This is a genomic window from Brevibacterium sp. CBA3109 (genome assembly GCF_040256645.1).
GTDB classification, from domain to species: domain Bacteria; phylum Actinomycetota; class Actinomycetes; order Actinomycetales; family Brevibacteriaceae; genus Brevibacterium; species Brevibacterium koreense.
On the sequence record NZ_CP158281.1, the window covers coordinates 180997 to 202839 of the forward strand.

Genomic DNA, 21843 nt, shown 5'->3' on the forward strand with positions numbered 1-21843 from the left:
AGCCGATTTCCAATATTATCTGACGAAGAATGCATTATTTCTTGAGATGTGGGAACCCGTGGCCGATGGATGCAGAGAATGGGGGAGTGGGGCCGCTCAGTCTGCGTCGAAGTCGAAGGGGTCAGAGATCGGCTCACCGGCCGTGGACTCGGCCAGGCGCAGGAACCCGTTGGTGATGTGATCGCCGAGGTGCTTCGCCGCAGCGTCCGGATCGATGCGTTTCACGGCGTCGACGATGGCCTGGTGTTCGCTGTGGACCTCGTTGAGTCGGTCCGAACTGTCGAGGGTGAGATCCCAGGGGAAGGCATGCCACCGGGTGGCGATGTCATCGCGCAGGGCCGGGAGTCCGCACCGATCGTAGAAGAAGAAGTGGAACTCCTCGTTGCGGGTGTTGCGGCCCATGGCATCGCCTTCTTCGCTGGCGGAGTCGAGTGCCTCGAGGAGCTTCTCTGCTTGGCGCAGTTCGTGGCGGGAGATCCGTGTCGTGGCACGGGCGATGGCGAAGGTCTCGGTCAGTTTGCGGGTGACGAAGAGGGACTTGAGGCGGTCGACGTCGACGCCGGCCACGCGCACGCCGCGATGGGCCTCGGAGGAGACGAGACCTTCGGATTCGAGGATGCGCAGGGCTTCGCGGACAGGAGTGATCGAAGCCTTGAACCATTCGGCGACCTCGTCCTGACGCAGGCGTTCACCGCGTTCGAGCTCGCGGCCGAGGATCTTCCGGCGCAGGCCCAGGACGATCTTGTCCCGCTTCGTCGATGCTGATTCCTGATCCACTCCACAGCCTTCCGTTGTCGCTCGTCGTGCCTCGTCAATTGCCTTCGCTTCGTGAAGTGTATCCCGGTGCACGGTTTCAGCGTGAATAATGCATGATGTGGTGAATGATGTATTCTGTCGGGGATAGCTCATGAAATCTCGTTGTGGAGGCCCCGTGCACGCCGAACTTCCGTTGTCCGGTATCACCGTCATCAGCTGCGAGCAGGCTGTGGCGGCACCGTTCGCCTCCAGGCAGCTCGCCGACCTGGGCGCACGTGTGATCAAGATCGAGCGCCCCGGAACCGGGGACTTCGCCCGCGGATACGACACCACCGTCAACGGCATGGCAAGCCACTTCGTATGGCTCAACCGCAGCAAGGAGAGCCTGAGCCTCGACCTCAAGCACCCGCAGGGCAAGGCGATCCTCAAGGATCTCGTCGCCGAGGCCGACGTGTTCATCCAGAACTTCGCCCCCGGGGCCGCCGAACGCTTGGGCTTCGGTGCCGATGAGCTGCGCGGGACTAATGAACGTCTCATCTACGCTTCGATCTCCGGATACGGACCAGACGGACCGTACAAGAACGCCAAGGCATACGATGCACTTGTGCAGGCCGAAGCAGGATTGGTCTCCGTGACAGGGACCGAGGATCACCCCGCGAAGACGGGGATCTCAACGGCGGACATCTCCGCCGGCATGTACACCTATTCCGGAATCCTCGCCGCACTGTTCAACCGGGAGAAGACAGGCGAAGGCGCCACCCTCCAGATCAGCCTCTTCGACTCCCTCGTCGAATGGATGGGCTACCCCCTGTACTTCACCCACGGCAGCGGCACCCGCCCCACCCGAGCCGGAACCTCCCACGCGGCCATCGCCCCCTACGGTGCCTTCACCTGCGGCGACGGCACCCAGATCATGCTCGCAATCCAGAACGAACGCGAATGGAAGAGCTTCGCCACCCAGGTCCTGGGCCGCGACGACATGGTCACCGACGAACGCTTCGACCGGGCCGCCCACCGCTACGCCCACAAGGACGAACTCCAGACCATCATCGAAGAAGTCTTCGCCGACTTCACCGGTCAGCAGTGCGATGAGCTCCTTGAAACCGCGAAGGTCGCACACTCGCGGCAACGCGACATGACCGAGATCGCCGATCACCCCCAGCTGGTCGAACGTGACCGCTGGCAGGACGTCGGCTCCCCGGTCGGACCGATCTCCATGCTCGTGCCCCCGGTCGAAATGTCCGGTGTCGTTCCTCGGATGGACCCGATTCCCGACGTGGGCGACCATACGGAGTCCATCCTCGACGATCTCGGAATCAGCCCGGAGAAGGTCGCCGAACTCCATCGTGAAGGAGCCATCTGATCACCATGGCCGATCTATCCGCACCCGCAACGTCCGCGCCCGCAACTTCCACCGTCGCCTATACACCGCTGCTGCCCACGCACGGTGATGGCCCGGCCATGCGGCAACTCGACATCGACGGAGTCGAAACGGTCCACGCCGAGGTGGCCGGACAGTCCAGGTCATTCCTGCAGGTGGCACCCTCGACGCTGACCGACCTCGCCGAGGTCGCGTTCAAAGAGGTCTCCCACTACCTGCGCACCGATCACCTGGCCAGTCTGCGCGCGATCATCGACGATCCGGAAGCCAGCGCCAACGACGTCTTCGTCGCCCTCGACTTGTTGCAGAACGCCTCGGTCTCGGCCGGAGAGATCCTGCCCATGTGCCAGGACACCGGCACCGCGATTGTCTCCGCCAAACGCGGACCCAATGTGCTCACCGACGGTGATGACGCCAAACATCTCTCGGCCGGCATCCACCGGGCCTATGAGGAACTCAACCTCCGCTACTCCCAGCTCGCCCCGGTCAGCCTCTTCGAAGAGAAGAACACCGGAACGAACCTGCCCGCCCAGATCGAAGTCGGCTTGAGCCCGGCCGATGACTACGAACTGCTGTTCATGGCCAAGGGCGGGGGAAGTGCGAACAAATCCTTCCTCTACCAGGAGACGAAGGCCGTGCTCAACGAGGACTCGATGCTCGACTTCCTCGCCGAGAAGATCTCCACCCTGGGCACCGCGGCCTGCCCGCCCTACCACCTCGCAGTCGTCATCGGCGGACCCTCGGCGGAGTTCACACTCAAGACCGCGAAGCTCGCCAGCGCCCACTACCTCGACGACCTGCCCACCACCGGTGACGCGACACTGGGCCACGGGTTCCGCGACACGGGCTTCGAAGACACCGTGTTCAAACTGACCCAGACGCTCGGATTCGGCGCCCAGTTCGGCGGCAAGTACTTCTGCCACGACGTGCGCGTCGTCAGGCTACCCCGCCACAACGGGTCACTGCCGATCGCGATCGCCGTGAGCTGCTCGGCCGATCGGCAGATCATCGCCCGCATCAACTCAGACGGCGTCTTCATCGAAGAGCTCGAGCACGATCCCGCACGGTTCCTGCCCTCCATGGGCCGGGTCGAGGAGATCGAATCCGGCAACGTCACCGAGGTGGACCTCGACCGACCCATGCCCGAACTCCAGTCCCAGCTGAGTGGGCTCGTAGTCGGCGACCGGCTCTCGCTGACCGGCACGGTGATCGTGGCCCGCGACATCGTCCACGCCAAGCTGCGACAGCGTCTCAATGAGGGCGGCGAACTTCCCGACTACTTCAAAGACCACCCGATCTACTACGCGGGACCGGCGAAGACGCCCGAAGGGATGCCCTCGGGATCGTTCGGGCCGACCACTGCCTCACGGATGGACACCTACGTGCGGCAGTTCCAGGAAGCCGGCGGATCGATGATCATGCTCGCCAAGGGCAACCGCTCCAAGCAGGTCAAGGACTCCTGCGCGGAATTCGGCGGCTTCTACCTCGGCTCCATCGGCGGACCCGCAGCACGTCTGGCCCAGGACTGCATCACCTCCGTCGAAGTCCTCGACATGGAAGACCTCGGCATGGAGGCCGTCTGGCGGATCAAGGTCGAGGACTTCCCGGCCTTCATCATCACCGACGACAAAGGCCACGACTTCTTCGACACCACCGGACCCGACACCACAATCGGACTCGGACGCACACGCACAGCCAAGGACGGCGCCCGCCTGGACTGAACCAGGCACGGGCCACCACGGACACGGCCACGCCGGGCCACCTCGGCGAGGCATTGAGAAGAATTTTCAGCATCAGAGGATAAGGAATTCGACATGGCAGTCAGCACTGAAGAGCAGATGATGATCGACACGGTCGCCGAGTTCATCGACCACGACGTCAAACCCCACGTCAACCGGGTCGAACACGCCGACGAATACCCGGAGAAGTGGATCCAGACCATGAAGGACATGGGCATCTACGGTCTCGCGATCGACGAACCCTGGGGCCCGGGCAAGGTCTCGACCGAGGCCTACGCGCTCATCACGCAGGAACTGGCCCGCGGGTGGATGTCCCTGGCCGGGGCCATGGGCGGGCACACCGTCGTAGCCAAGCTCATCGCCGAATACGGCACGGCCGAGCAGAAGGACAAGTACCTGCCGCGCATGGCCACCGGTGAACTGCGCGCGACCATGGCCCTGACCGAACCCGGCGGCGGCTCCGACCTGCAGGCCCTGCGCACGGTCGCGACCAAGGACGGCGAGGACTACGTCATCAACGGGTCGAAGACCTGGATCACCAACGCCCGCAAGTCCGACCTCATCGCCCTGCTCGTCAAGACCGACCCCACGGCCGAACCTCGCCACAAGGGCATCTCGATCATCCTCGTCGAAAAGGCCGAGGGCTTCACCGTGTCGAAGAACCTCTCGAAGCTCGGCTACAAGGGTGTCGAGACCTGCGAGCTCGTGTTCGAGAACCTGCGCCAGCCGCAGTCCCAGCTGCTCGGTGAGAAGGAGGGCGTGGGCTTCAAGCAGATGATGAAGGGCCTGGAGATCGGCCGCATCCAGGTGGCCTCCCGCTCACTCGGCGTGGCCCAGGCTGCCCTCAATGACGCGGTGAAGTACTCCCAGGAACGCGAGTCTATGGGCAAGCCCATCTGGAAGCACCAGGCGGTGGGCAACCAGCTCGCGAAGATGGCCACGAAGCTCGAGGCCGCCCGTCAGCTCGTCCTCCACACCGCTCGCACCTATGACTCCGGTGATCGCGTGGACATGGAGGCCGGCATGGCCAAGTACTACGCCTCAGAGATGGCCGCCGAGGTGGCCCTTGACGCTATCCGTGTCCATGGCGGTTACGGATACTCCACCGAGTACGACGTCGAACGCTACTACCGTGATGCTCCGCTGATGATCGTCGGCGAGGGCACCAACGAAATCCAGCTCGGCGTCATCGCCAAGCAGCTCATCGGCCGCAACAAGGCCTGAGAAGGAGTCTCACTATGACGCATAAGCCCAGGCCTAGGCCGAATACTCCGCACTTCATGACCGAGGACCGGCTGGAGATCCAGCAGCTGGCTCGAGAGTTCGCCCGCGATGTTGTCCTGCCGCTCGCCAATGAACTCGACCCCGTGGAGGGTCAGTTCCCGGAGTGGTTCATCAAGCAGATGGCGGACATGGGGTTCTTCGGGATTCTCATCCCCGAAGAATACGGGGGCCTCGGGCTCGGCGTCTTCGAGTACTGCCTCGTTGCCGAAGAGCTCTCCAGAGCCTGGATGTCCGTTGGTGGCCTGTTGGCTCGCGGCAATGGGATGGGCGGTGGATTCTCACCCGAACAGGAAGCTCGTCTGCTGCCGAAGGTCGCGACCGGTGAATACCTCGGCGCCTTTGCCCTCTCCGAGGCCGAGGCTGGGTCGGATGTGGCAAACATTCGTTGTAAAGCCACCCGTGCCGATGATGGTGGTTGGGTCATCAACGGCACGAAGATGTGGTGCACGTTCGCTGATCAGGCCGACTACATCATCCTCTTCGCCCGCACCTCGACCGATGAGGAAAAGCGTCACCGTGGGATCTCGGCATTCCTCGTGGAGAAGAAGCGTGGTGAGTTCCCCGAGGGCATGTCCGGTACTGCGGTGAAGAAGATCGGGTACTTCGGGTGGAAGACCTGGGACCTGAACTTCGACGACTTCCACCTGCCGGCCGACGCCCTGCTGGGTGAGGAAGACCGTGGCTTTTACCAGGCCGTGTCGGGTCTCGAGGTGGGGCGTGCTCACACGGCGGCTCGTTCGATCGGTTTGGCGCAGGCAGCACTGGAGGACTCGATCGCGTATCTCAAGCAGCGGGTCCAGTTCGGTCACCCGTTGGCTGATTTCCAGCATCTGCGGTTCAAGGTCGCTGACATGGCCGCCCAGATCGAGGCTAGCCGGGCGTTGATGTATCACGTGTGCACGCAGATCGATTCGGGTGCCCGCTGTGACAAGGAAGCCGCGATGGTCAAATACCTGGCTGCTGAGATGGCGGAGAAGGTCACGTCGGAGGCGGTCCAGATCCATGGTGGTGCCGGGTATACGAAGGACTTCGCGGTGGAGCGTCATTGGCGCGATGCCCGGTTGACGAAGATCTTCGAAGGATCGTCAGAGATCCAGATGCGCATCATTTCTGACGAGCTGTTAGGGCGTTGAGATGACCGAGACTAACTTGCAGGACTGGGTCGGACGATCCAGCACCGATGAAGACATTGCCGACGGCGTCAATGCTGCCCGGCTGGCCACACTGCTCGAGCAGGGTCCGCAGGACGGCTCCGAACCGCAGCGCTTGTTCCCCGTTGGGCACTGGCTGCAGTTCGCCGAAGACGATGTGCCGATGAGCGAGCTCGGAACAGACGGGCATGCGAAGCTCGGCGCTGCGCTGCCACGGGTCGACCTGCCTAGGCGTATGTGGGCCGGCAGCAAGCTCGAGTTCCACGGTCCCATCGTTGCTGGACAGAAGCTGTCGCGCACGACGACCATCGAATCGATCACCGAGAAGGCTGGCGGCAGCGGCCGACTCTGCTTCGTTGTGTTGCGCCATGAGGTCTCCGCCGATGGAAACCTGGCGACAACGGACCGGCACACGATCGTCTATCGGGAAGCCACCTCGGCGCCCGAGGGATCCGCGGCGGCACCAGCCCGGGCGGACTCACGCGCACCCGTGGGCTGGGACTGGGTGCGCTCGGTGCGACCCAACGAGGTCACGCTCTTCCGCTACTCAGCGCTGACGTTCAACTCCCACCGCATCCACTACGACCACCCATACGTGACAGGCGTCGAAGGCTACCCGGGACTCGTCACCCACGGTCCGCTGACCGCGACGCTGCTACTCGACGCGTTCATCAAGAACCACCCCGAGGCAACCGTCGCCACCTACGACTTCCGCGCGAAGTCGCCCCTGTTTGCGAACGAGCAGATCCACCTCATCGGTCGCAGCACCGGGGCGAACACCCATGAACTCGAAGCCATCGCACCTGACGGCAAGACCGCGATCGCGGCAACGGTGACGACCACGGAAAGCTGAGGAGAACACATGTCTGAGACACGACCGGCACCACTGACCGGACTGAAAGTCGTCGAGATCTCCGCCTTCGTCGCAGCACCTCTGGGTGCGATGACCCTGGCTCAACTGGGCGCAGATGTCATCCGCATCGACCCCATCGGCGGCAACATCGACGCGAACCGGTGGCCGATCAGCGATGACGGCACGAGCATCTACTGGGCCAGCCTGAATAAGGGAAAACGCTCAGTCACCCTCGACCTCAAGTCAGAAGAGGGCCAGAAGATCGCGACCGACCTCATCGCCGAGGCGGGCACTCTGGTCACGAACCTGCCCGCTCGCGGCTGGCTCTCGTATGAGAACCTTGTGCAACATCGCGAGGACCTCGTGATGCTGCGGCTCAACGGCTCCCACGATGGGAAGCCAGCCGTGGACTACACGATCAACGCGGCCAGTGGGTTCCCGATCATCACCGGTGATGATGAGCGTCCCGTCAACAATGCGCTGCCGGCGTGGGATGTCGCGGCGGGCCTCTACATCGCCAATGGCATCACCGCTGCTGAGCTCGATCGCCGGACCTCGGGCAAGGGCCAGGAGATCAACTTGGCCCTGTCCGATGCGATGCTCGCAACCGTGGGCAACCTCGGCTATATCGCCGAGGTGCAGTCGACGGGTAAGACGCGTGGACCGTTGGGCAATGGGCTCTATGGTGCCTACGGTCAGTCGTTCAAGACCTCTGATGGGCGCGAGATCATGGTTGCCGTCATCTCGAACAAGCACTGGCGAGGACTGGGTACAGCGACGGGGCTGAGTGAGAAACTCGAGATGATCGGGCCGATGTTGGATGTCGATCTGTCGACTGAAGGTGGGCGCTTCGAGGCTCGCGAGGCCATCGACGCTGTGGTGCGTCCGTGGTTCGCTGCGCACACGGCCGCCGAGGCTGCAGAGGCATTGAGCGGGGCAGGTGTCCTGCAGGGGGAGTTCCAGACATTTGAGGAACTCGTGACTAACGACCCGTGGTGCTCATTGGAGAACCCGCTGTTCGGGGAAATCGACCAGCCGGGGGTTGGGACTGTGATTGCTCCGCGGGTGCCGTTGACGTTCTCGGGGTCGCCTGTTGGGGCGGCCGTTCCGGCTCCGCAGTTGGGCGGGGATACGGAGAGTGTGTTGGCGGAGGTGCTTGGGCTCGAGGACCGATGAGGTTGCCGGGCTGAAATCGGTCGTCGTGCGTGGCTGAGCCAAATGCAGTCGGCGGCAGACAGCACTCTATGTGGTTAGGTGAGTGTAAAGACGCTTACGCACGATTTGAGAGAAGCTGGGCATGACGAAGTCTTCGGAAGAACTCGCACGTGATTCTGCTGGTTGGATCATCCGGCCCGATCCGACTACGCGTCCTCGTCTAACGGGCGACGAACAGCTCGAAGGAACGGGTGGGGCGACAGTTGCCGACTTCTGGCGCTTTGCCATGCAGGACCTCCAAATGAACAACACGCGAGGCTATCTCGCCGAGTTTTTAGTTGGGCGGGCGCTCGGCATCGAATCCAACCGGGTCGAATGGGATCCTTTCGATCTGCTGTGGCATCCCTCTTCTTCGGAATCTGTACGAATAGAGGTGAAGAGCTCGGCCCACCTTCAGTCATGGCGACAGCGAAAGCTCTCCACGCCGTCATTCTCTGGGCTGAAGGGCAAAGTTCTCAACGAAGATCTGGGCGCATATCCCGGGGAGCCCGGCTACAACGCTGACATCTACGTGATGTGTTTGAACGATCAGACCGATCCAGCTGCCTTTGATCCCTTGGACATCAGCGTGTGGAAGTACTTCGTCGTTCCGCGGTACTCACTGGCTTCAAGCAACCTGGCTGGTGTTGGACTTCGCTGGCTGGACCAGAACGGTTATACACCAGTCTCTTACGGCGAGCTTGAGTCTGAGGCAATAAGAGTCTGGCGACTTGAACGAGAGAAGGCTTTCATCTCGGTGAGATCCGAGGAAAAAGAGGACAATCGAAACGATGCACCGTTCGGAGTACCGATACCGTTTGAGAAGGTCGATGATCGGGCGATCGCGCCGTGCACGTCCTGCGGAAGACCATCTCGGTATGACGCTGGCATCTTGCACGTTATTCGGTCGGCTCATGGCTCGTCAGAAACTGGGCACTTCGATGTCTACTGTCCGGCGCACCTCGAACAGTGGGCGGCCGGCCAGAAACGAGCGCCCGAGATTGGGTGAGATCAGAGTCGCAATGATGACGCGCAATATTGACACGTCGGTACTAATGCAGGACTGAGTGAAAATGTTTCCAGATTTACTTGCAAACAAGACAGATCAGGTGTCTCCAATCCCTGCATCAGCCCCTTGGGAATGATCGCGCGGCCCCTATCTTATTGATTCCCAAGCCCAGGAATCAATCGGTTGCTTCTGACAGCGCTGTGAAGGAGCCGTACCACCTGGGACGCAATTCTCGGTGTCGGCAACGGGGCTGGGTGGAGTCACAAACTGCCAATTTGACCACATTGCGCAAATGCAGGATTGAGACGGTCGTACGGACCCATTGGCACCTGGTGATCTTGTACTCGGAAGGATCCACATACACTTTCTCAATCTAAGAGAGCGGTTGGGGCCACCAACAGACTGCCATTTGTCCTTGGCGGACATACCAATCGGTCGATGCGACCGGCCGGAGTCAGTGGGAGCAGATAGGCTACAGGATGTCGCACGTGCGATACCGAATGAACCATCAATGACTGCTCGTGACGACGGGATGAATTGGACGGCTGGTTGGGAACATTTGCAGGTGCTTGTCTGGTTATACGGGTCATACGAAGTTGTCTCTCGGAGCCCCAAGGCACACTTCCAGGTATGGAGCAGCATACGGCGCGGAAAACCATAGCCTCGTAGCGAGGTGATTAGAGAGCGAAGAGTTGCTCTGTGTTTGACGGGACAGGCAAAGATGTTGATGCATCGGTGAGGGATTCTGAAACAATTTGGAATCTGTAGTAGAAAATAAGGCTCGCGTATTACGCGCGGCGTGAGTGCAGCGGAAGATCTGAAGATGGACAAAATGACCGATACACAAGTTGATCCTGAGGAGCGGGCAGTTCGGCTCGCACAAGAGGCCGCTGAGCATGCGGCATCTACTGCGCCGGCGACTGCAAAGGTCCCTGCCGCACGCACCGCCGAAGATATGAAACGAACAGTCTTCCGTCTGGGAGAGTTGTTCTCCGGACCTGGAGGAATTGGTGTGGGTGCCGCGAAGGCCGCAATCGATGACCCGAAATACAAGATTGAGCATCAGTGGGCTAATGACTTTGACTCGGACACATGCCGAACCTACGCGCGCAATGTCATGGGTGACGCCGAATCAGAAGCAGTGATCCACGACGACATCCGAGAATTGGATTATGGCCGGCTCGCGAGGCTTGGTGGCATCGATGGGTTGGCTTTTGGATTCCCTTGCAATGACTTCTCAGTTGTAGGCGAACGAAAGGGTTTTGAAGGAACCTACGGGCCCCTGTATTCCTACGGGGTGAGGGCACTGGAGATGTTCCAACCGGCCTTCTTTCTGGCAGAAAACGTCGGCGGTCTTACATCGAATGCTGGTGGGAAGGCGTTACAGCAGATCCTCGTGGAAATGCGGGGCGCAGGGTATAAATTGGTTCCTCATCTATACAAATTCGAGCGATACGGCGTGCCACAGGCGCGGCACCGGATCATAATTGTCGGTATACGTGAAGACCTCAGCGTTGACTTCAAAGTACCGAGCCCGGCGGCGTATGAAATGGCAGACGTGAGCTCCAAGACTGCTTTGACAAAGCCACCAATTCCGGAGTGGGCTACCAATCAGGAACGGACACGTCAGTCAGCCACCGTAGTCGAGCGCCTCAAATTGATTGGGGAAGGTAAGTCAGCCTTTACGGCGGACCTACCCGAAAGATTGCAGATTAAGACGGCCACGAAGATATCTCAGATCTACAAGCGTCTGGATTCGAAAAAGCCCTCCTACACCATTACCGGTTCTGGAGGTGGCGGCACCCATGTTTACCACTGGACGGAGCCCCGAGCTCTCACAAACCGCGAACGCGCTAGGTTGCAGACCTTTCCAGACGACTTCGTTTTCGAAGGTAGCAAGGAGTCGGTTCGCAAGCAGGTAGGGATGGCAGTTCCGGTCCGCGGCGCCCAAATTATCTTCGAAGCGATCTTGAAGACCTTTGCGGGCGAGGATTACGAGTCAATTTCATCTTCGTTCCCCGTGATTGATTAGGAAGAAGCTGCCGCTACAAGCTCATCCAGCGAGTGCTCATTGCCTGCGACCTCAACTACGCGGTTGCGGGAGAACAGTTCGCGGATCTCCTTGTGGGAATAGGGCTTTTCTCCTAAGTGCCGCTTGACCATGAGCACGAGGTCGTGGGCAGTGACAGCCGATCCTGGGACATTGTCGGACCTCCGTGAAACTTCAGCGATCTGCGCGTCCATGTTCGGGCCGACCGTACCGACAACGTAGGCGAAGAAGGCAAGTGATCCTTCGTCGAGCTGGTAATCGGAATAGTCGTCAATGTAGTTGCGCATCACGCCGCGTTGGTCGTGCGCGAGAGTATAGGCCTTTCCGTATGCCTTGGTGTCTAGGATTGCCCCGTACCCGTCGCTCCTAGAGTGGATCACGACATCTGGCCGTAGCGCTTGGGCACCTATGTGCTTAGCCTGGAAGCCGAAGACTTTATCAAAGATCTCAGCTGTAGCCTTTTCGAACTTTGTGGCGGACTTCCTTGAATCTTGAGCGAGCTCGGTATAGCGCATGAGGAACCCGCCATAACCCGACTTGAAACGACTCAGAAGCACCTTCCGCACAACTTTGGCCTCGGCTGCAACTTTGGAGGCGATGGATATCACGAGATCATCGGTAATTTCAGTAACAATATTAGTTGTGGAATAAGTTGTATATTCTCGGATGATTTCTTGTTCCTGAACAGCTTCGGGGCCGATATTCTGGACAGCTTCAACGTCGCGAAGATCCTTCTTCCTGCCAGGAGTCAGGCCGTACTTGCGTTGGAAGCGCTCCTGGTTATTCCAGTCGGAGATGAGGGGCTTGGCAAGCATCGTATCGACAGCTTCGCGAGCAGCCGCCTCAGCGCCGTCGGCAATAGTCCAGGGTCCGCCGTGTTCTCGGTGAACCAGCTGGGTGTGCGATAGCCAGTTGCCGGCTGTGTTTGCGATGTGGTTGAGATTCTTGAAGAGTTTATCGAGCGTCTCTTCTTTGGAGCGATTTGATTGGAATCTCTCGAGATAGTCGTCAGGCAGTGAGGAATTTCCTCGATCGCGCATCGCGAGAATTCGCTCAACTACGTCATCAACGCATTGCTGGGTGTTGTCTTCTCCGAAGCACAGCACAATCTTGGCCACATCATCTTTCTGTGTCAGATAGCCATCGAGGCGCGGGTCGAGAAGCAACTGCAATAGGAAGACGAATGGGCGGACTTGGAAGCGCTGACTGACTGATGACGCCCCGCTGCCAGACGTGAAATAGGAAGGGAACTGGTAGTGCAGCACCTGTCTCGACATGATTTCCATCAGACGTTCATCGCCCTTGACGATTGCCTCTCCGGCCAAGGTCAGATATAGCTTGTGCTCGTTACCTATCCAAAGCAGGCCGAGCGATCGGAGCCATGCCAAGTAGGTGCGGGGACCACCTCCATTGGGATCTCGCTTACTGCGACTGGCCTTGAGTTCGTTGTCTTCAAGGCCGTGTTCGAACGCTCGCTGAGTAGTTTGATTTTCATCGCGCCAGGAATCGCCTGCGACAGAATCGACTAATGTACGCAAGGTGCCCGGAGCCGGAGCCAGGCTCCGTTTGGGTCGAGACATCCACCAGGTATTTCGATTCGCCTTCGTTGCCGTCATATGTACATACTGCCGGACAAAGTGCGTTGGCGAAATCGCAACTCGGCAAAAACGCAAATAGTAGTGGTTAGACAGCGCGGAAGGGAGTGACGCAACGTCAGGGAACGCCAATTGCGAGGATGCAAAGGTTCGGGGCACCGGCACGGCAGGATTCTTAATTGCAGCTAGTGCTACCTCGGCACCTCACGCTCAATGGTCAAAGTTGAAGCCACCATGTGCGCACTTCACTCGATGATCAATCATCGGCAAGTCGCATGCCGAGCTAAGCGGGTCCTTCTGACAATCGAGCGATACCGGGAATCGAGCAGAAGCGGTTCCTTGAAATCGTCATTCGATTCGATCGGAGGGCTGCCGCATGCGTCACTCCAAGTGGAAACAGTCTGACTTCGTCTCTTGAGACATCAACAATGTCTGTGGTTCACGATACGGTAAGAGAAAATACCAGAAAATCGCATTCGTCGAATCAAGATGCTGTGGGCATCGACCTGTGATTCTCAGAGAAGTCGTGCCCCTAGGAGTGTTAATGAGTCAAGAGTCCTCGCCGGTCGAAATCGTCTTCAACAGGTTTCTTCAGATGATGTCGCGTGAAGACGCGCTTAAGAAGACAAAAGTATCGCTCGAGGCTCTTCCTGGTATCGACGAAGCTCTCCACGAATTGGAGCGTGAGCATGAACAGCAGGTTCTGACACGGACAAAACTGACCGAGATCGGCACGGCAAGGAAGAAGGACCTTCGAGAACTGGGATGGTATTCCGGCGTGGCAACGGACGGCGTTTGGGGCGCTCTTCGCGAACGGATGGCGAATGGTGGGCTGTCCGGAGCGCTTGACTCGATCGACCGGTCAACCGAGGAGATAGTCGCTTCACTGGCTGAGCCCCGAGTCGATGATGACAACAGGCTCGGGCTTGTGATCGGAAATGTCCAGTCTGGAAAGACGGCAAACTATTCGGCAGTCATTGCGAAAGCCCTGGACAGCGGTTATAAGTTTGTGCTTGTGCTGTCGGGCGTGCACAACAATCTGCGCCGACAGACGCAGGTGAGGCTCGACACGGACCTTGGAGTGCTGGAAAATCGTCAAGCATGGTATCGGCTCACGGACTCTGAAGGTGACTTCGGTGATGCGCACACGGGAAATGCGAGCTCTATCGTGGCTAACCACGGTCGAATCCTCGCCGTTGTGAAGAAGAACAGTCATCGGCTCAAGAAGGTACTGGGGTTCCTTCGAAGCTTGGACTCGGCCACCAAGCGCGACACACCTTTCCTCATCATCGACGATGAATCAGATCAAGCGACTCCCGATGCGTCGGCGAAAGTCGGTGACGAACCGACCGCCATCAACCTTCTAATGCGGCAGATTTGGGCTGAAGTCCGAAACGGTACATATGCAGGGTACACAGCTACTCCGTTTGCCAACGTCTTTATGGACCCGAACGTCCCGAAGGGTGCATTGCCCGAGCTCTATCCGCGGGATTTCATCCACGTAATGCCGACTCCTGCGAACTATTTCGGCGCAGAGAGAATCTTCGGTCTTCAGGATGTCGCAGATGAAGAACGTGACGTCGAGCTTCCGGATGTGATTCGGGCGATCACCAAAGAAGAGGTCCGAGAGCTGGTGCCGAGCGGAAACAAGGTTGAGGGCTTCCAGCCGCGCGTCACCAAATCTCTTGGAGAGGCGATACGGTGGTTCATAGTTGCATGCGCAGTCCGCCGCATTCGAGGACAGCAGAAGAAGCACTCAACAATGCTGATCCATACTACTCCGCGGACAGAACCTCATTTCGCCACTCGAGACGCCATTGAAGAATATCTCGAACCACTTCGCAGGGCTTCGCTCAACGGTGACGTGGAACGGTTCAAAGAGGTGTTCGAAGTTGAGATCAATAGAGCCGCATCTCTCTATGACGGCGACGGGTTGGCTCCGACCTGGCCTCGAATCAGCGATGAGATTCCGAATGTGCTGCGCTACTTGCGTACGGTTGTCGACAACGGTCGTGAAGATGACAGCGAACGACTTTCGTATTCGCATGAACCGCAGACTGTGATCGTGATCGGCGGCAGCACATTGTCACGGGGATTGACGTTGGAAGGCCTTTTCGTCTCTTACTTCACACGGACGTCCAACACCTATGACACCTTGCTTCAGATGGGGCGTTGGTTCGGATATCGAAACGGCTATGAAGACCTCCAGCGCATCTGGGTAAGCCCGCGCCTCGATAAGGACTACCAGTTCTTGGCAACAGTCGAGTCTGATCTGCGGAGCGAGATCGCTCGCATGACGCAGGCGGGGATGACCCCGGCGGACATCGGAGTGCGCGTGCGGTTGCATCCGGGGCGTCTGCAGGTGACGAGCTCAGCCAAACAGAAGCACGCGTTGGAAGCAGAAGTCGATTTCGAAGGCTTCAGGTTGCAGACCACACAGTTCGACTTCTCAAGACGTGAGCAAGCACTCAAGAACGTGCAATCGACTGAAACACTTCTGCAACGTCTTCAACCATTCCGGTCATCGGCGGTGCCGACGCTGTTTGAAGACGTTCCTCTCGAGGAACTCGAAACATTCTTCACGGAGTTTGAGGTCCACGAGAACAACCAGGGTGTCTTCTTCGATGCAATCAAATGGTCGAGCGAGAAGCTACCCGAAAAGCGGTGGAATGTCGTCGTGCCAAGTGAGGGTAAGGGCGCTGACGGACTGAACGTTGCGGGCACAAAGGTCGGGTCGATCCGACGTTCGCCGATCGAGAGAGATTTGGAGGAGCTGCGGGAATCAGAATCGATCAATATCCGGGCGTTGATGTCTGGGAAGGATGTCATCCTCGATCTGCGCCTTCAAAACAAATTGCCGCTCAATAAGACACTTTCGCAGCTGAATAATGAAGCTCAATACAACTGGCGAAAGCACAGGGACGGTGGAAATGGCCGCGGGCTGCTCATTCTGTATCCGATCAGTCGGTTGTCGACTGCAACTTCGGAAGGCAGAATGTCGATGGACTCTGCGTTGAGAGTCATTCACCCGTCGCTTGTGGCTCCGGGACTTCCCCCACTGATCGGCATGGCTGTCGTCGCGCCATTCGATTCTGATAATCGTCTCAAAACCAAAGGCAGTACTATCGCGGTGCGTCCTGTCTTCGATGACGCCGAAGATATTGACGAACCTCTTGTGGAAGATACAGAACGAGACTTTCAAGGCGACGCATGAGTTCAACTAAAGAGGTCTTCCACGCCGCGATTCGCGACGGATCAGCGTTAGTGGTCGGCGAAGCGTCGGTGTTAGTTGCAGATTCGAATGGTGCGCGACGCACCTGGCTTGGGTATCAGGAGGGGGAGTTTGCGGCCGCCTATTTCTCCACGGACAGCGAGCGCGACATCAGCTTCTCAGTCAGTCAGGTGATCAGCGTGCAGAGCGTTGATATCCGCGACGAGGCGGCAGGCAGCCGCTCTCGAGCTTTGAAAGTCGTATGCCATGAACCACGATTAGATGAGGTCTTCTTCGTGTTCATTGATGAAGTGCGCTCAGCGCTCGACGGAGAAGCGGAAGTGATTGATGTAGTCAATTCAGCCGCTTCAGACTGGCGTCGTCTGCTCCACGTCGCAATGACAGAGCTATCCGAGGCAGCCGCAGCAGGCATCTACGGTGAGCTTCGCTTCCTCGAAGGCACCATCGAGAAGCTCGGCCCCTCGGCGATAGGATTGTGGCAACGGACTGCTCAGGATATTCAAGATTTCATAGGTGATTCCGCGCGAATCGAAGTGAAAACTTCCGCTTTCCAAGACCGGTCTGCTGTTACGGTCCACGGGCTACGTCAGTTAGAACCGCCCGCTACCGGATCATTGACACTGGCAGTAGCCGAAGTCCAACGACACGGGACCGACTCGATCGAACACGTGGTCGAACGGCTTAGACAGTTGGGCACAGATCATAAAATTCTGACTGAAAAGCTACGCGATGCCGGATATGTCGAAGGTATGCCTGGAGCCGATCAGTTCACATTCAATTTGCTGTCATGGCGATATTGGGAAATAGATCAACTTTCCCCGGTGCTGAACCGGTCAGCGTTGCACGAGCAAGTGGCTGACGCAGTTTCCTCACTTTCCTATTCGCTGAATCTCGGGTCGCTGGGGGAGTCGTCAACTGTCTTCGATTTCAATCGACTTTCCCCAGAGGAGACGAAGACGATATGACGCTCTCTGCACTTAGGCGGTATTCAAAGCCAAGAGGCGCTGGGGACCAGACGAGCGGAGGCCGCGGTAAGCTGCTTCGGCCGACCAGTGCGCTTTCACGGTTGGAGCTTCTCGTGAGGGAGACCCTCCAGAACTCATGGGATGCCCGAGATGACGACTGGACTCCTGCTTACGGAGTGAGGGTCTATCGGATGGACCATGAGGTCAAACAGGTTCTCCGTGAGAACGTCTTCACCGACCTTCCTGATTCGCTTTCTGAGCTTACCGACTGTCTTCGGTCTCCTGACGTCCACGCGATCGAGATCTTCGATCGTGGCACGGTAGGACTGAACGGACCATTTCGTGCGTCCGAAGTCGCGCAAGATGGCGAAAAGAACAACTTCAACTCGTTCGTCTTTGACATCGGTTCGACAAAATCATCGGGGCGGTCCGGAGGGACATTCGGATTCGGCAAGACTGCAAGCTTTGAAGTTTCGAATGCGCACAGCGTCGTCTACTGGTCACGCTGTCTCACACAGAATGATGAAGTCGAGCATCGACTCATCGCATGTGCCTTGCATGACGAGTATGAGGAAGGCAATGCAAGATTCACAGGCGCACACTGGTGGGGTGACCCAGACGACGATGACATCGTCCCGCTCCGCGGAGAAGCCGCGGCAGCAATGGGCGAAGAGATATTTCGAACGCATTTCGGCGATACCGAGGAAGGTGAGCCGGAAACAGGGACATCAATTCTTATACTTGATCCGGTAATTACCGTCGGAATCGAAGACGACCTTGATGCACGCGTGCCAGTTCGCACTGACGAACACTCGGAGGTACTCATCCAGCAGGTTTCGGATGCAGTGGCGCATAGCGCCTGGGCGAAAGTCGTTCCCACCGGTGAAGAGTCGCGGCCGATGATCATCGAGCTCTACGAAAACCGTACTGAGAAGCCCGTAGTCGATCTGGCTCTATCTCAATACGGCCATTTCGCGGCAGGTCTCAATTCCATTCGGCGACTGCAGGGGCAATTGGAAGAAGACTACTCAGTACCCCTGCCTATCGGCACTGTGCGATCGCAAAGTTTTCCAATCACCCTGAGCCCTCGAGGGGCGATGCGATCAAAGAAGGAAGAGTTGTTCGGCAAACGGACAGATAATACGATCGGTCACCTCTTTCTCATCGAAAGCGCAGAATTGGATACACAGGGCGAGAGCAACGTGCCGAAAAATGCGATCTGTATGATGCGGTCCGAAGCTGAGTTAGTGGTGAACTATAACCCCGTCGTTGAGACAGAGGGCGGGGTTCTGCAATGGCATGGGGTTTTCAAACCAACTCCCGAATGCGATGGACATTTCTCAGCCTCAGAACCACCGACTCACGACAGGTGGACTCCTGATGCCGCGGACAGCGAGGCATCACGATATGTAGTCCGACGTGCGCTGGAGCTGATTCGCGCGAAGACGAAGTCGTTCCTGAGCGAAAACAAGGCGCAATCGAAGGACCAAGAGCAGTCGGTCAGGAAAGTCGCACTTGGTCTTCGAAGTTTTGTTCCGTTGGGCCTACCACCTGACGATGACACGGTCCGTGAATCGCCGCGACGGAGAGCGCGGCAGTCCGGAGGATCGAGACGGGGCGGAGAATCCGAAGCTGCAATCGTCCATTCGACACCGCTGCCGAACGGAGGAGGCCAGGTCATTGACGTACTTCCTACCAACGTGGAGGGACGACCTGTAGTCCTCACAGCTGAGATATTCGCGATCACGTCGGACGGACGGTTGGCTCTTGACGAAGACGAAATGACCGTCACTTGGCGATCCGGAGGCAGGCTTCTGGAAGTCGGCACAGAATGCGTTGTGGTCTCGGGAAAGGCGGTGCAATTGCGATTGGACACTCGGACTCCGGCCGCAATTGAGATTTCGATCAAAGCCGAGGCAGAATCATGACCAGACAGCGGCTATTCCCTTATCCTCGCTTGGCGGCAGGCGACCTCAGCTGGGGAATCTGGAACATACGGCTCAACGGAGCTCAGACCTCGGAGTCTGAGATTTCGGGCGATTGGGACTCCAATGCGGAGCTCTCTCTCGGAATCTCTGTTCGCGCAAGCACCGATCGGCTGAACAGTCTTGCAGTGCGAAACCCCAAGCTGGTTTTGACTGTCAACTGCCCGAGCACAGCCTTTTCAGTGTCTAGAGACGCTCAACTTCAACTTGGGAAATCTTCGATGACGGCAGAGGCAGAGCTGCGAATAGACGGAAATGTCGTTTCCCAGGTCCTTACTGTGCGAACCGAGCTCATCGGCGAGGACAATTCGCAACCTTGGCTCCGCAGACGAATTGTCGCGGAAGGGCCGACCTTGAGGGTGCCTCTCGATGCTGAACTAGATGGATTCCCTACCTCGAGCTACTCCTTCGACAAAGAAGGAATGCCCGAGGCCCCGTGGCGGCTTGTCGTATCCGCTGACGAGTTGGAAGCGCCGTTCGCTCACTCGGTTCGTCTTGAGCTGAACGAAGATTTCGCTCCTGTTCGCAAGCTGATCGGAGGAAATCCTGAGCTGTATGTCGTCCGTGAGCTCGATGCCACGATTGTGCGAGTTCTGATTGCATCTGCCGCGCGTCTGTCTTCGACAGATGCGCGGGATAAAACTCTCGAAGAAGTCGCCGCTGAATACCCGGATTCCATCGCAGCCGCGGCACAGCGGGCTTCTGAACAATATCTGCAGATGTCCCTGTCTGCCGCGATCAAATCATATCGACTTACGCCGGATAAACACGACTATGAAGTTGCTGTTGGAACCAATCTGTTGAAGGACTGACAATGAAAGGCAATGTGCTCTACCCCCGAGTAGATGCCAAAGAGATACACCGTATTCAACGCGGGTTCGTCCTGAGCTTCGACAGCGGAGTTGAATTCAGCGACGTCGCCTTTGATGCCGCGCTGAACGGTCCGCGAGCCTTTCCCCCGACCGGAGGGGCACGAATGGGAGAAGCAGAACTGCGAGGCCTGCGCCAAGCATGCATTGACTCGTTAAATCAGTCTTCCAACTACTCCGGTCTGCCTGGTACTACAGCCTTTGACATCGCAATCGGCAGGACTCTGTTTCATGCTGGTAGGCAATCGATAGGAGAATTCGGCGACCCTCATGTATGGGATTTCCTGACGCTGATTCTGCTTCCGGATCTTGCGGCCAAGCGATTGGCGATGGGAACCGCATCAACAGTCGGAGGACAGTCGTTTCAAAAACGAGTTACCGGTGGAGACAGACGACATGTCTTTCAGCGTCTCTGGAAAAGGTGGCTCATATTCGGACCTGAGATCGCCGAAGGCGGGAAACTCACAGAGGACGACTACGGTGTGACAATTGAACGGCTTATCACCAATCGCCCTCGAATTGCTCAAGCGGTTGCCGGTGCGATCATAGGATCGAAGTATTCCGGATCCGAACGACGTGACTATTCTCGAATCTTCATGCGTAAGCTTCAGCAGACTTCAGGGTTGGTGCAGATACCTGAGGACGATGACTCGTATCTACAAGATGTTATAGACGCGATACATCGGCAAACGATCGAATCCATTGATCGAGAAAAGTGAAGGGATCTGCGCCCAGCGTCAGCTAGGAGGCAAACTGCATGGAGGAGTCTTGGGCGTCGTCCGAGCACGCACGGCGCACAATGCAAGCGAACAAGCGGCGGGACACAAAGCCTGAACTTGCCGTGCGATCAATTCTGCACGCTCGTGGATTGCGGTTCCGCGTAGACTCAGCTCCCTTCAAGGGGGTCAGGACGCGAGCGGACATCGTATTCTCCAAAGCTAAGATCGCTGTGTTCGTCGATGGATGCTTTTGGCATGGGTGTCCGGAGCATTTCATATCGCCCAAAACGAATGTCAACTATTGGTCGGCGAAGATCACGAAGAACAGAGACCGTGATGAAAGAGTTGACCGAATCATGTTGGAGGCCGGTTGGGCAGTCATTCATATCTGGGAACATGAGGATCCAGAGTCTGCCGCGGACTTAGTCGAGCGATCGTGGAGAAGCAGAACTGGCAGAAACTGAACTTCGCTGACCTGACGTGTGAGTTAGGGGACTGCGCCTCATTCGAGGCCAATTGCTTACGCGCATAGGTCGCGACCCAAAATGCGAGAACATGTACTCCTCCGAGACAGAGGTTACTAATCCCGGTGCCATAGTGCACCAATACGAGTGAGCATTCCTTGGAACTGAGCCATGAGGTAACCAATACCCTGTGGTCTGCGATCTGTATGTTAGACAAATACTCACACTGTGGCTGGAGAGAATTCGGTTGGTTGCGGTCGGTGCTGGTACCTCGGTACTTGCCTATTTGGCAGGGACTCTTCCACGCGATGCTGTGGTAATAGGTGTGAGCTGGGCGTTGTTGACCGTTTTGCTCTTCGTTCTTGACAAGTTAGTAGCGAGCGGGTCGTTCAGCCCTGAAATTCTCGACGCTGCAGTGGTGGATGTCCACACCACGTAGGTCTCGACGACTATTCGCCTGCTATCTGCCCTACCGCCCGGGCATAGTCCTCCTTGACGAGGTTGAAGTGGGTCCATGTCTCCACCGCGGCCACTTCGTCGAGGCCACGCAAGGGACTGATGCAGGGTTAGGTGACATCTAATCTGGCTTGTTTACAG

16 protein-coding genes are annotated in these 21843 nt (G+C 57.9%); 14 read left to right on the forward strand and 2 right to left on the reverse strand.

What is annotated here, in order from left to right:
- Positions 1-96: 96 nt before the first annotated feature.
- Positions 97-777: a GntR family transcriptional regulator gene (locus AAFP32_RS00845; protein WP_350270217.1), complete on the reverse strand. Its 681-nt coding sequence runs from the start codon at positions 775-777 to the stop codon at positions 97-99.
- A 154-nt stretch (positions 778-931) separates the two neighbouring features.
- Between AAFP32_RS00845 and AAFP32_RS00850 the strand changes: the two genes are divergently transcribed.
- The 8 genes from AAFP32_RS00850 to AAFP32_RS00885 all read left to right on the forward strand — a co-directional run bounded on the left by AAFP32_RS00850 (position 932) and on the right by AAFP32_RS00885 (position 11399).
- On the forward strand, positions 932-2119 hold the full coding sequence (locus AAFP32_RS00850) for a CaiB/BaiF CoA-transferase family protein (protein ID WP_350270218.1): 1188 nt from the start codon (positions 932-934) through the stop codon (positions 2117-2119).
- Between the two features lie 5 nt (positions 2120-2124).
- Positions 2125-3858: a FumA C-terminus/TtdB family hydratase beta subunit gene (locus AAFP32_RS00855; RefSeq protein WP_350270219.1), complete on the forward strand. Its 1734-nt coding sequence runs from the start codon at positions 2125-2127 to the stop codon at positions 3856-3858.
- 93 nt (positions 3859-3951) lie between these two features.
- On the forward strand, positions 3952-5100 hold the full coding sequence (locus AAFP32_RS00860) for an acyl-CoA dehydrogenase family protein (protein WP_350270220.1): 1149 nt from the start codon (positions 3952-3954) through the stop codon (positions 5098-5100).
- A gap of 14 nt (positions 5101-5114) precedes the next feature.
- Entirely contained in the window at positions 5115-6293 is a 1179-nt protein-coding gene (locus tag AAFP32_RS00865; protein WP_350270221.1) for an acyl-CoA dehydrogenase family protein, read from the forward strand.
- Between the two features lies 1 nt (position 6294).
- Positions 6295-7164 (forward strand): FAS1-like dehydratase domain-containing protein, encoded by an 870-nt coding sequence (locus tag AAFP32_RS00870; RefSeq protein ID WP_350270222.1) that lies wholly within the window; start codon positions 6295-6297, stop codon positions 7162-7164.
- 9 nt (positions 7165-7173) lie between these two features.
- Positions 7174-8340: a CoA transferase gene (locus AAFP32_RS00875; RefSeq protein ID WP_350270223.1), complete on the forward strand. Its 1167-nt coding sequence runs from the start codon at positions 7174-7176 to the stop codon at positions 8338-8340.
- Between the two features lie 121 nt (positions 8341-8461).
- Entirely contained in the window at positions 8462-9367 is a 906-nt protein-coding gene (locus tag AAFP32_RS00880; RefSeq protein WP_350270224.1) for a hypothetical protein, read from the forward strand.
- Between the two features lie 832 nt (positions 9368-10199).
- A complete protein-coding gene (locus AAFP32_RS00885; protein WP_350270225.1) occupies positions 10200-11399 on the forward strand; it encodes a DNA cytosine methyltransferase in 1200 nt (399 codons plus the stop codon).
- Here AAFP32_RS00885 and AAFP32_RS00890 read toward each other — a convergent pair.
- The gene (locus AAFP32_RS00890) at positions 11396-13033 is read right to left on the reverse strand and encodes a restriction endonuclease FokI C-terminal domain-containing protein (protein ID WP_350270226.1); all 1638 of its coding nucleotides are present in this window, start codon (positions 13031-13033) and stop codon (positions 11396-11398) included. The two genes, AAFP32_RS00885 and AAFP32_RS00890, sit on opposite strands and share 4 nt — an antisense overlap.
- A 523-nt stretch (positions 13034-13556) precedes the next feature.
- Here AAFP32_RS00890 and AAFP32_RS00895 point away from each other — a divergent pair.
- The 6 genes from AAFP32_RS00895 (at position 13557) to AAFP32_RS00920 (ending at position 21246) form a co-directional block, all read left to right on the forward strand.
- Positions 13557-16226, forward strand: a complete 2670-nt coding sequence (locus AAFP32_RS00895; RefSeq protein WP_350270227.1) for a Z1 domain-containing protein — start codon at positions 13557-13559, stop codon at positions 16224-16226.
- Positions 16223-17209 (forward strand): PD-(D/E)XK motif protein, encoded by a 987-nt coding sequence (locus AAFP32_RS00900; RefSeq protein ID WP_350270228.1) that lies wholly within the window; start codon positions 16223-16225, stop codon positions 17207-17209. The genes AAFP32_RS00895 and AAFP32_RS00900 overlap by 4 nt, the downstream gene beginning before the upstream one ends.
- Before the next feature lie 191 nt (positions 17210-17400).
- Positions 17401-19137, forward strand: coding sequence for a hypothetical protein (locus AAFP32_RS00905; protein WP_350270229.1), 1737 nt, complete (start codon positions 17401-17403; stop codon positions 19135-19137).
- A gap of 278 nt (positions 19138-19415) precedes the next feature.
- Positions 19416-20006 carry a hypothetical protein gene (locus AAFP32_RS00910; protein ID WP_350270230.1) on the forward strand — a complete coding sequence of 197 codons (591 nt, stop codon included), beginning with the start codon at positions 19416-19418 and terminating at the stop codon, positions 20004-20006.
- 2 nt (positions 20007-20008) lie between these two features.
- Entirely contained in the window at positions 20009-20782 is a 774-nt protein-coding gene (locus AAFP32_RS00915) for a hypothetical protein (RefSeq protein WP_350270231.1), read from the forward strand.
- 80 nt (positions 20783-20862) lie between these two features.
- Positions 20863-21246 (forward strand): very short patch repair endonuclease, encoded by a 384-nt coding sequence (locus AAFP32_RS00920; protein WP_350271517.1) that lies wholly within the window; start codon positions 20863-20865, stop codon positions 21244-21246.
- Positions 21247-21843: the final 597 nt, after the last annotated feature.

Excerpts from the sequence above, each read along its gene's own strand:
- AAFP32_RS00890 (WP_350270226.1), bottom strand. The coding sequence starts at position 13,033 with ATGACGGCAACGAAGGCGAATCGAAATACCTGGTGGATGTCTCGACCC.
- AAFP32_RS00875 (WP_350270223.1), top strand. The coding sequence starts at position 7,174 with ATGTCTGAGACACGACCGGCACCACTGACCGGACTGAAAGTCGTCGAG.
- AAFP32_RS00865 (WP_350270221.1), top strand. The coding sequence starts at position 5,115 with ATGACGCATAAGCCCAGGCCTAGGCCGAATACTCCGCACTTCATGACC.
- AAFP32_RS00855 (WP_350270219.1), top strand. The coding sequence starts at position 2,125 with ATGGCCGATCTATCCGCACCCGCAACGTCCGCGCCCGCAACTTCCACC.
- AAFP32_RS00910 (WP_350270230.1), top strand. The coding sequence starts at position 19,416 with ATGACGGCAGAGGCAGAGCTGCGAATAGACGGAAATGTCGTTTCCCAG.
- AAFP32_RS00900 (WP_350270228.1), top strand. The coding sequence starts at position 16,223 with ATGAGTTCAACTAAAGAGGTCTTCCACGCCGCGATTCGCGACGGATCA.
- AAFP32_RS00870 (WP_350270222.1), top strand. The coding sequence starts at position 6,295 with ATGACCGAGACTAACTTGCAGGACTGGGTCGGACGATCCAGCACCGAT.
- AAFP32_RS00895 (WP_350270227.1), top strand. The coding sequence starts at position 13,557 with ATGAGTCAAGAGTCCTCGCCGGTCGAAATCGTCTTCAACAGGTTTCTT.
- AAFP32_RS00860 (WP_350270220.1), top strand. The coding sequence starts at position 3,952 with ATGGCAGTCAGCACTGAAGAGCAGATGATGATCGACACGGTCGCCGAG.
- AAFP32_RS00905 (WP_350270229.1), top strand. The coding sequence starts at position 17,401 with ATGGACCATGAGGTCAAACAGGTTCTCCGTGAGAACGTCTTCACCGAC.
- AAFP32_RS00920 (WP_350271517.1), top strand. The coding sequence starts at position 20,863 with ATGCAAGCGAACAAGCGGCGGGACACAAAGCCTGAACTTGCCGTGCGA.
- AAFP32_RS00880 (WP_350270224.1), top strand. The coding sequence starts at position 8,462 with ATGACGAAGTCTTCGGAAGAACTCGCACGTGATTCTGCTGGTTGGATC.
- AAFP32_RS00915 (WP_350270231.1), top strand. The coding sequence starts at position 20,009 with ATGAAAGGCAATGTGCTCTACCCCCGAGTAGATGCCAAAGAGATACAC.
- AAFP32_RS00885 (WP_350270225.1), top strand. The coding sequence starts at position 10,200 with ATGACCGATACACAAGTTGATCCTGAGGAGCGGGCAGTTCGGCTCGCA.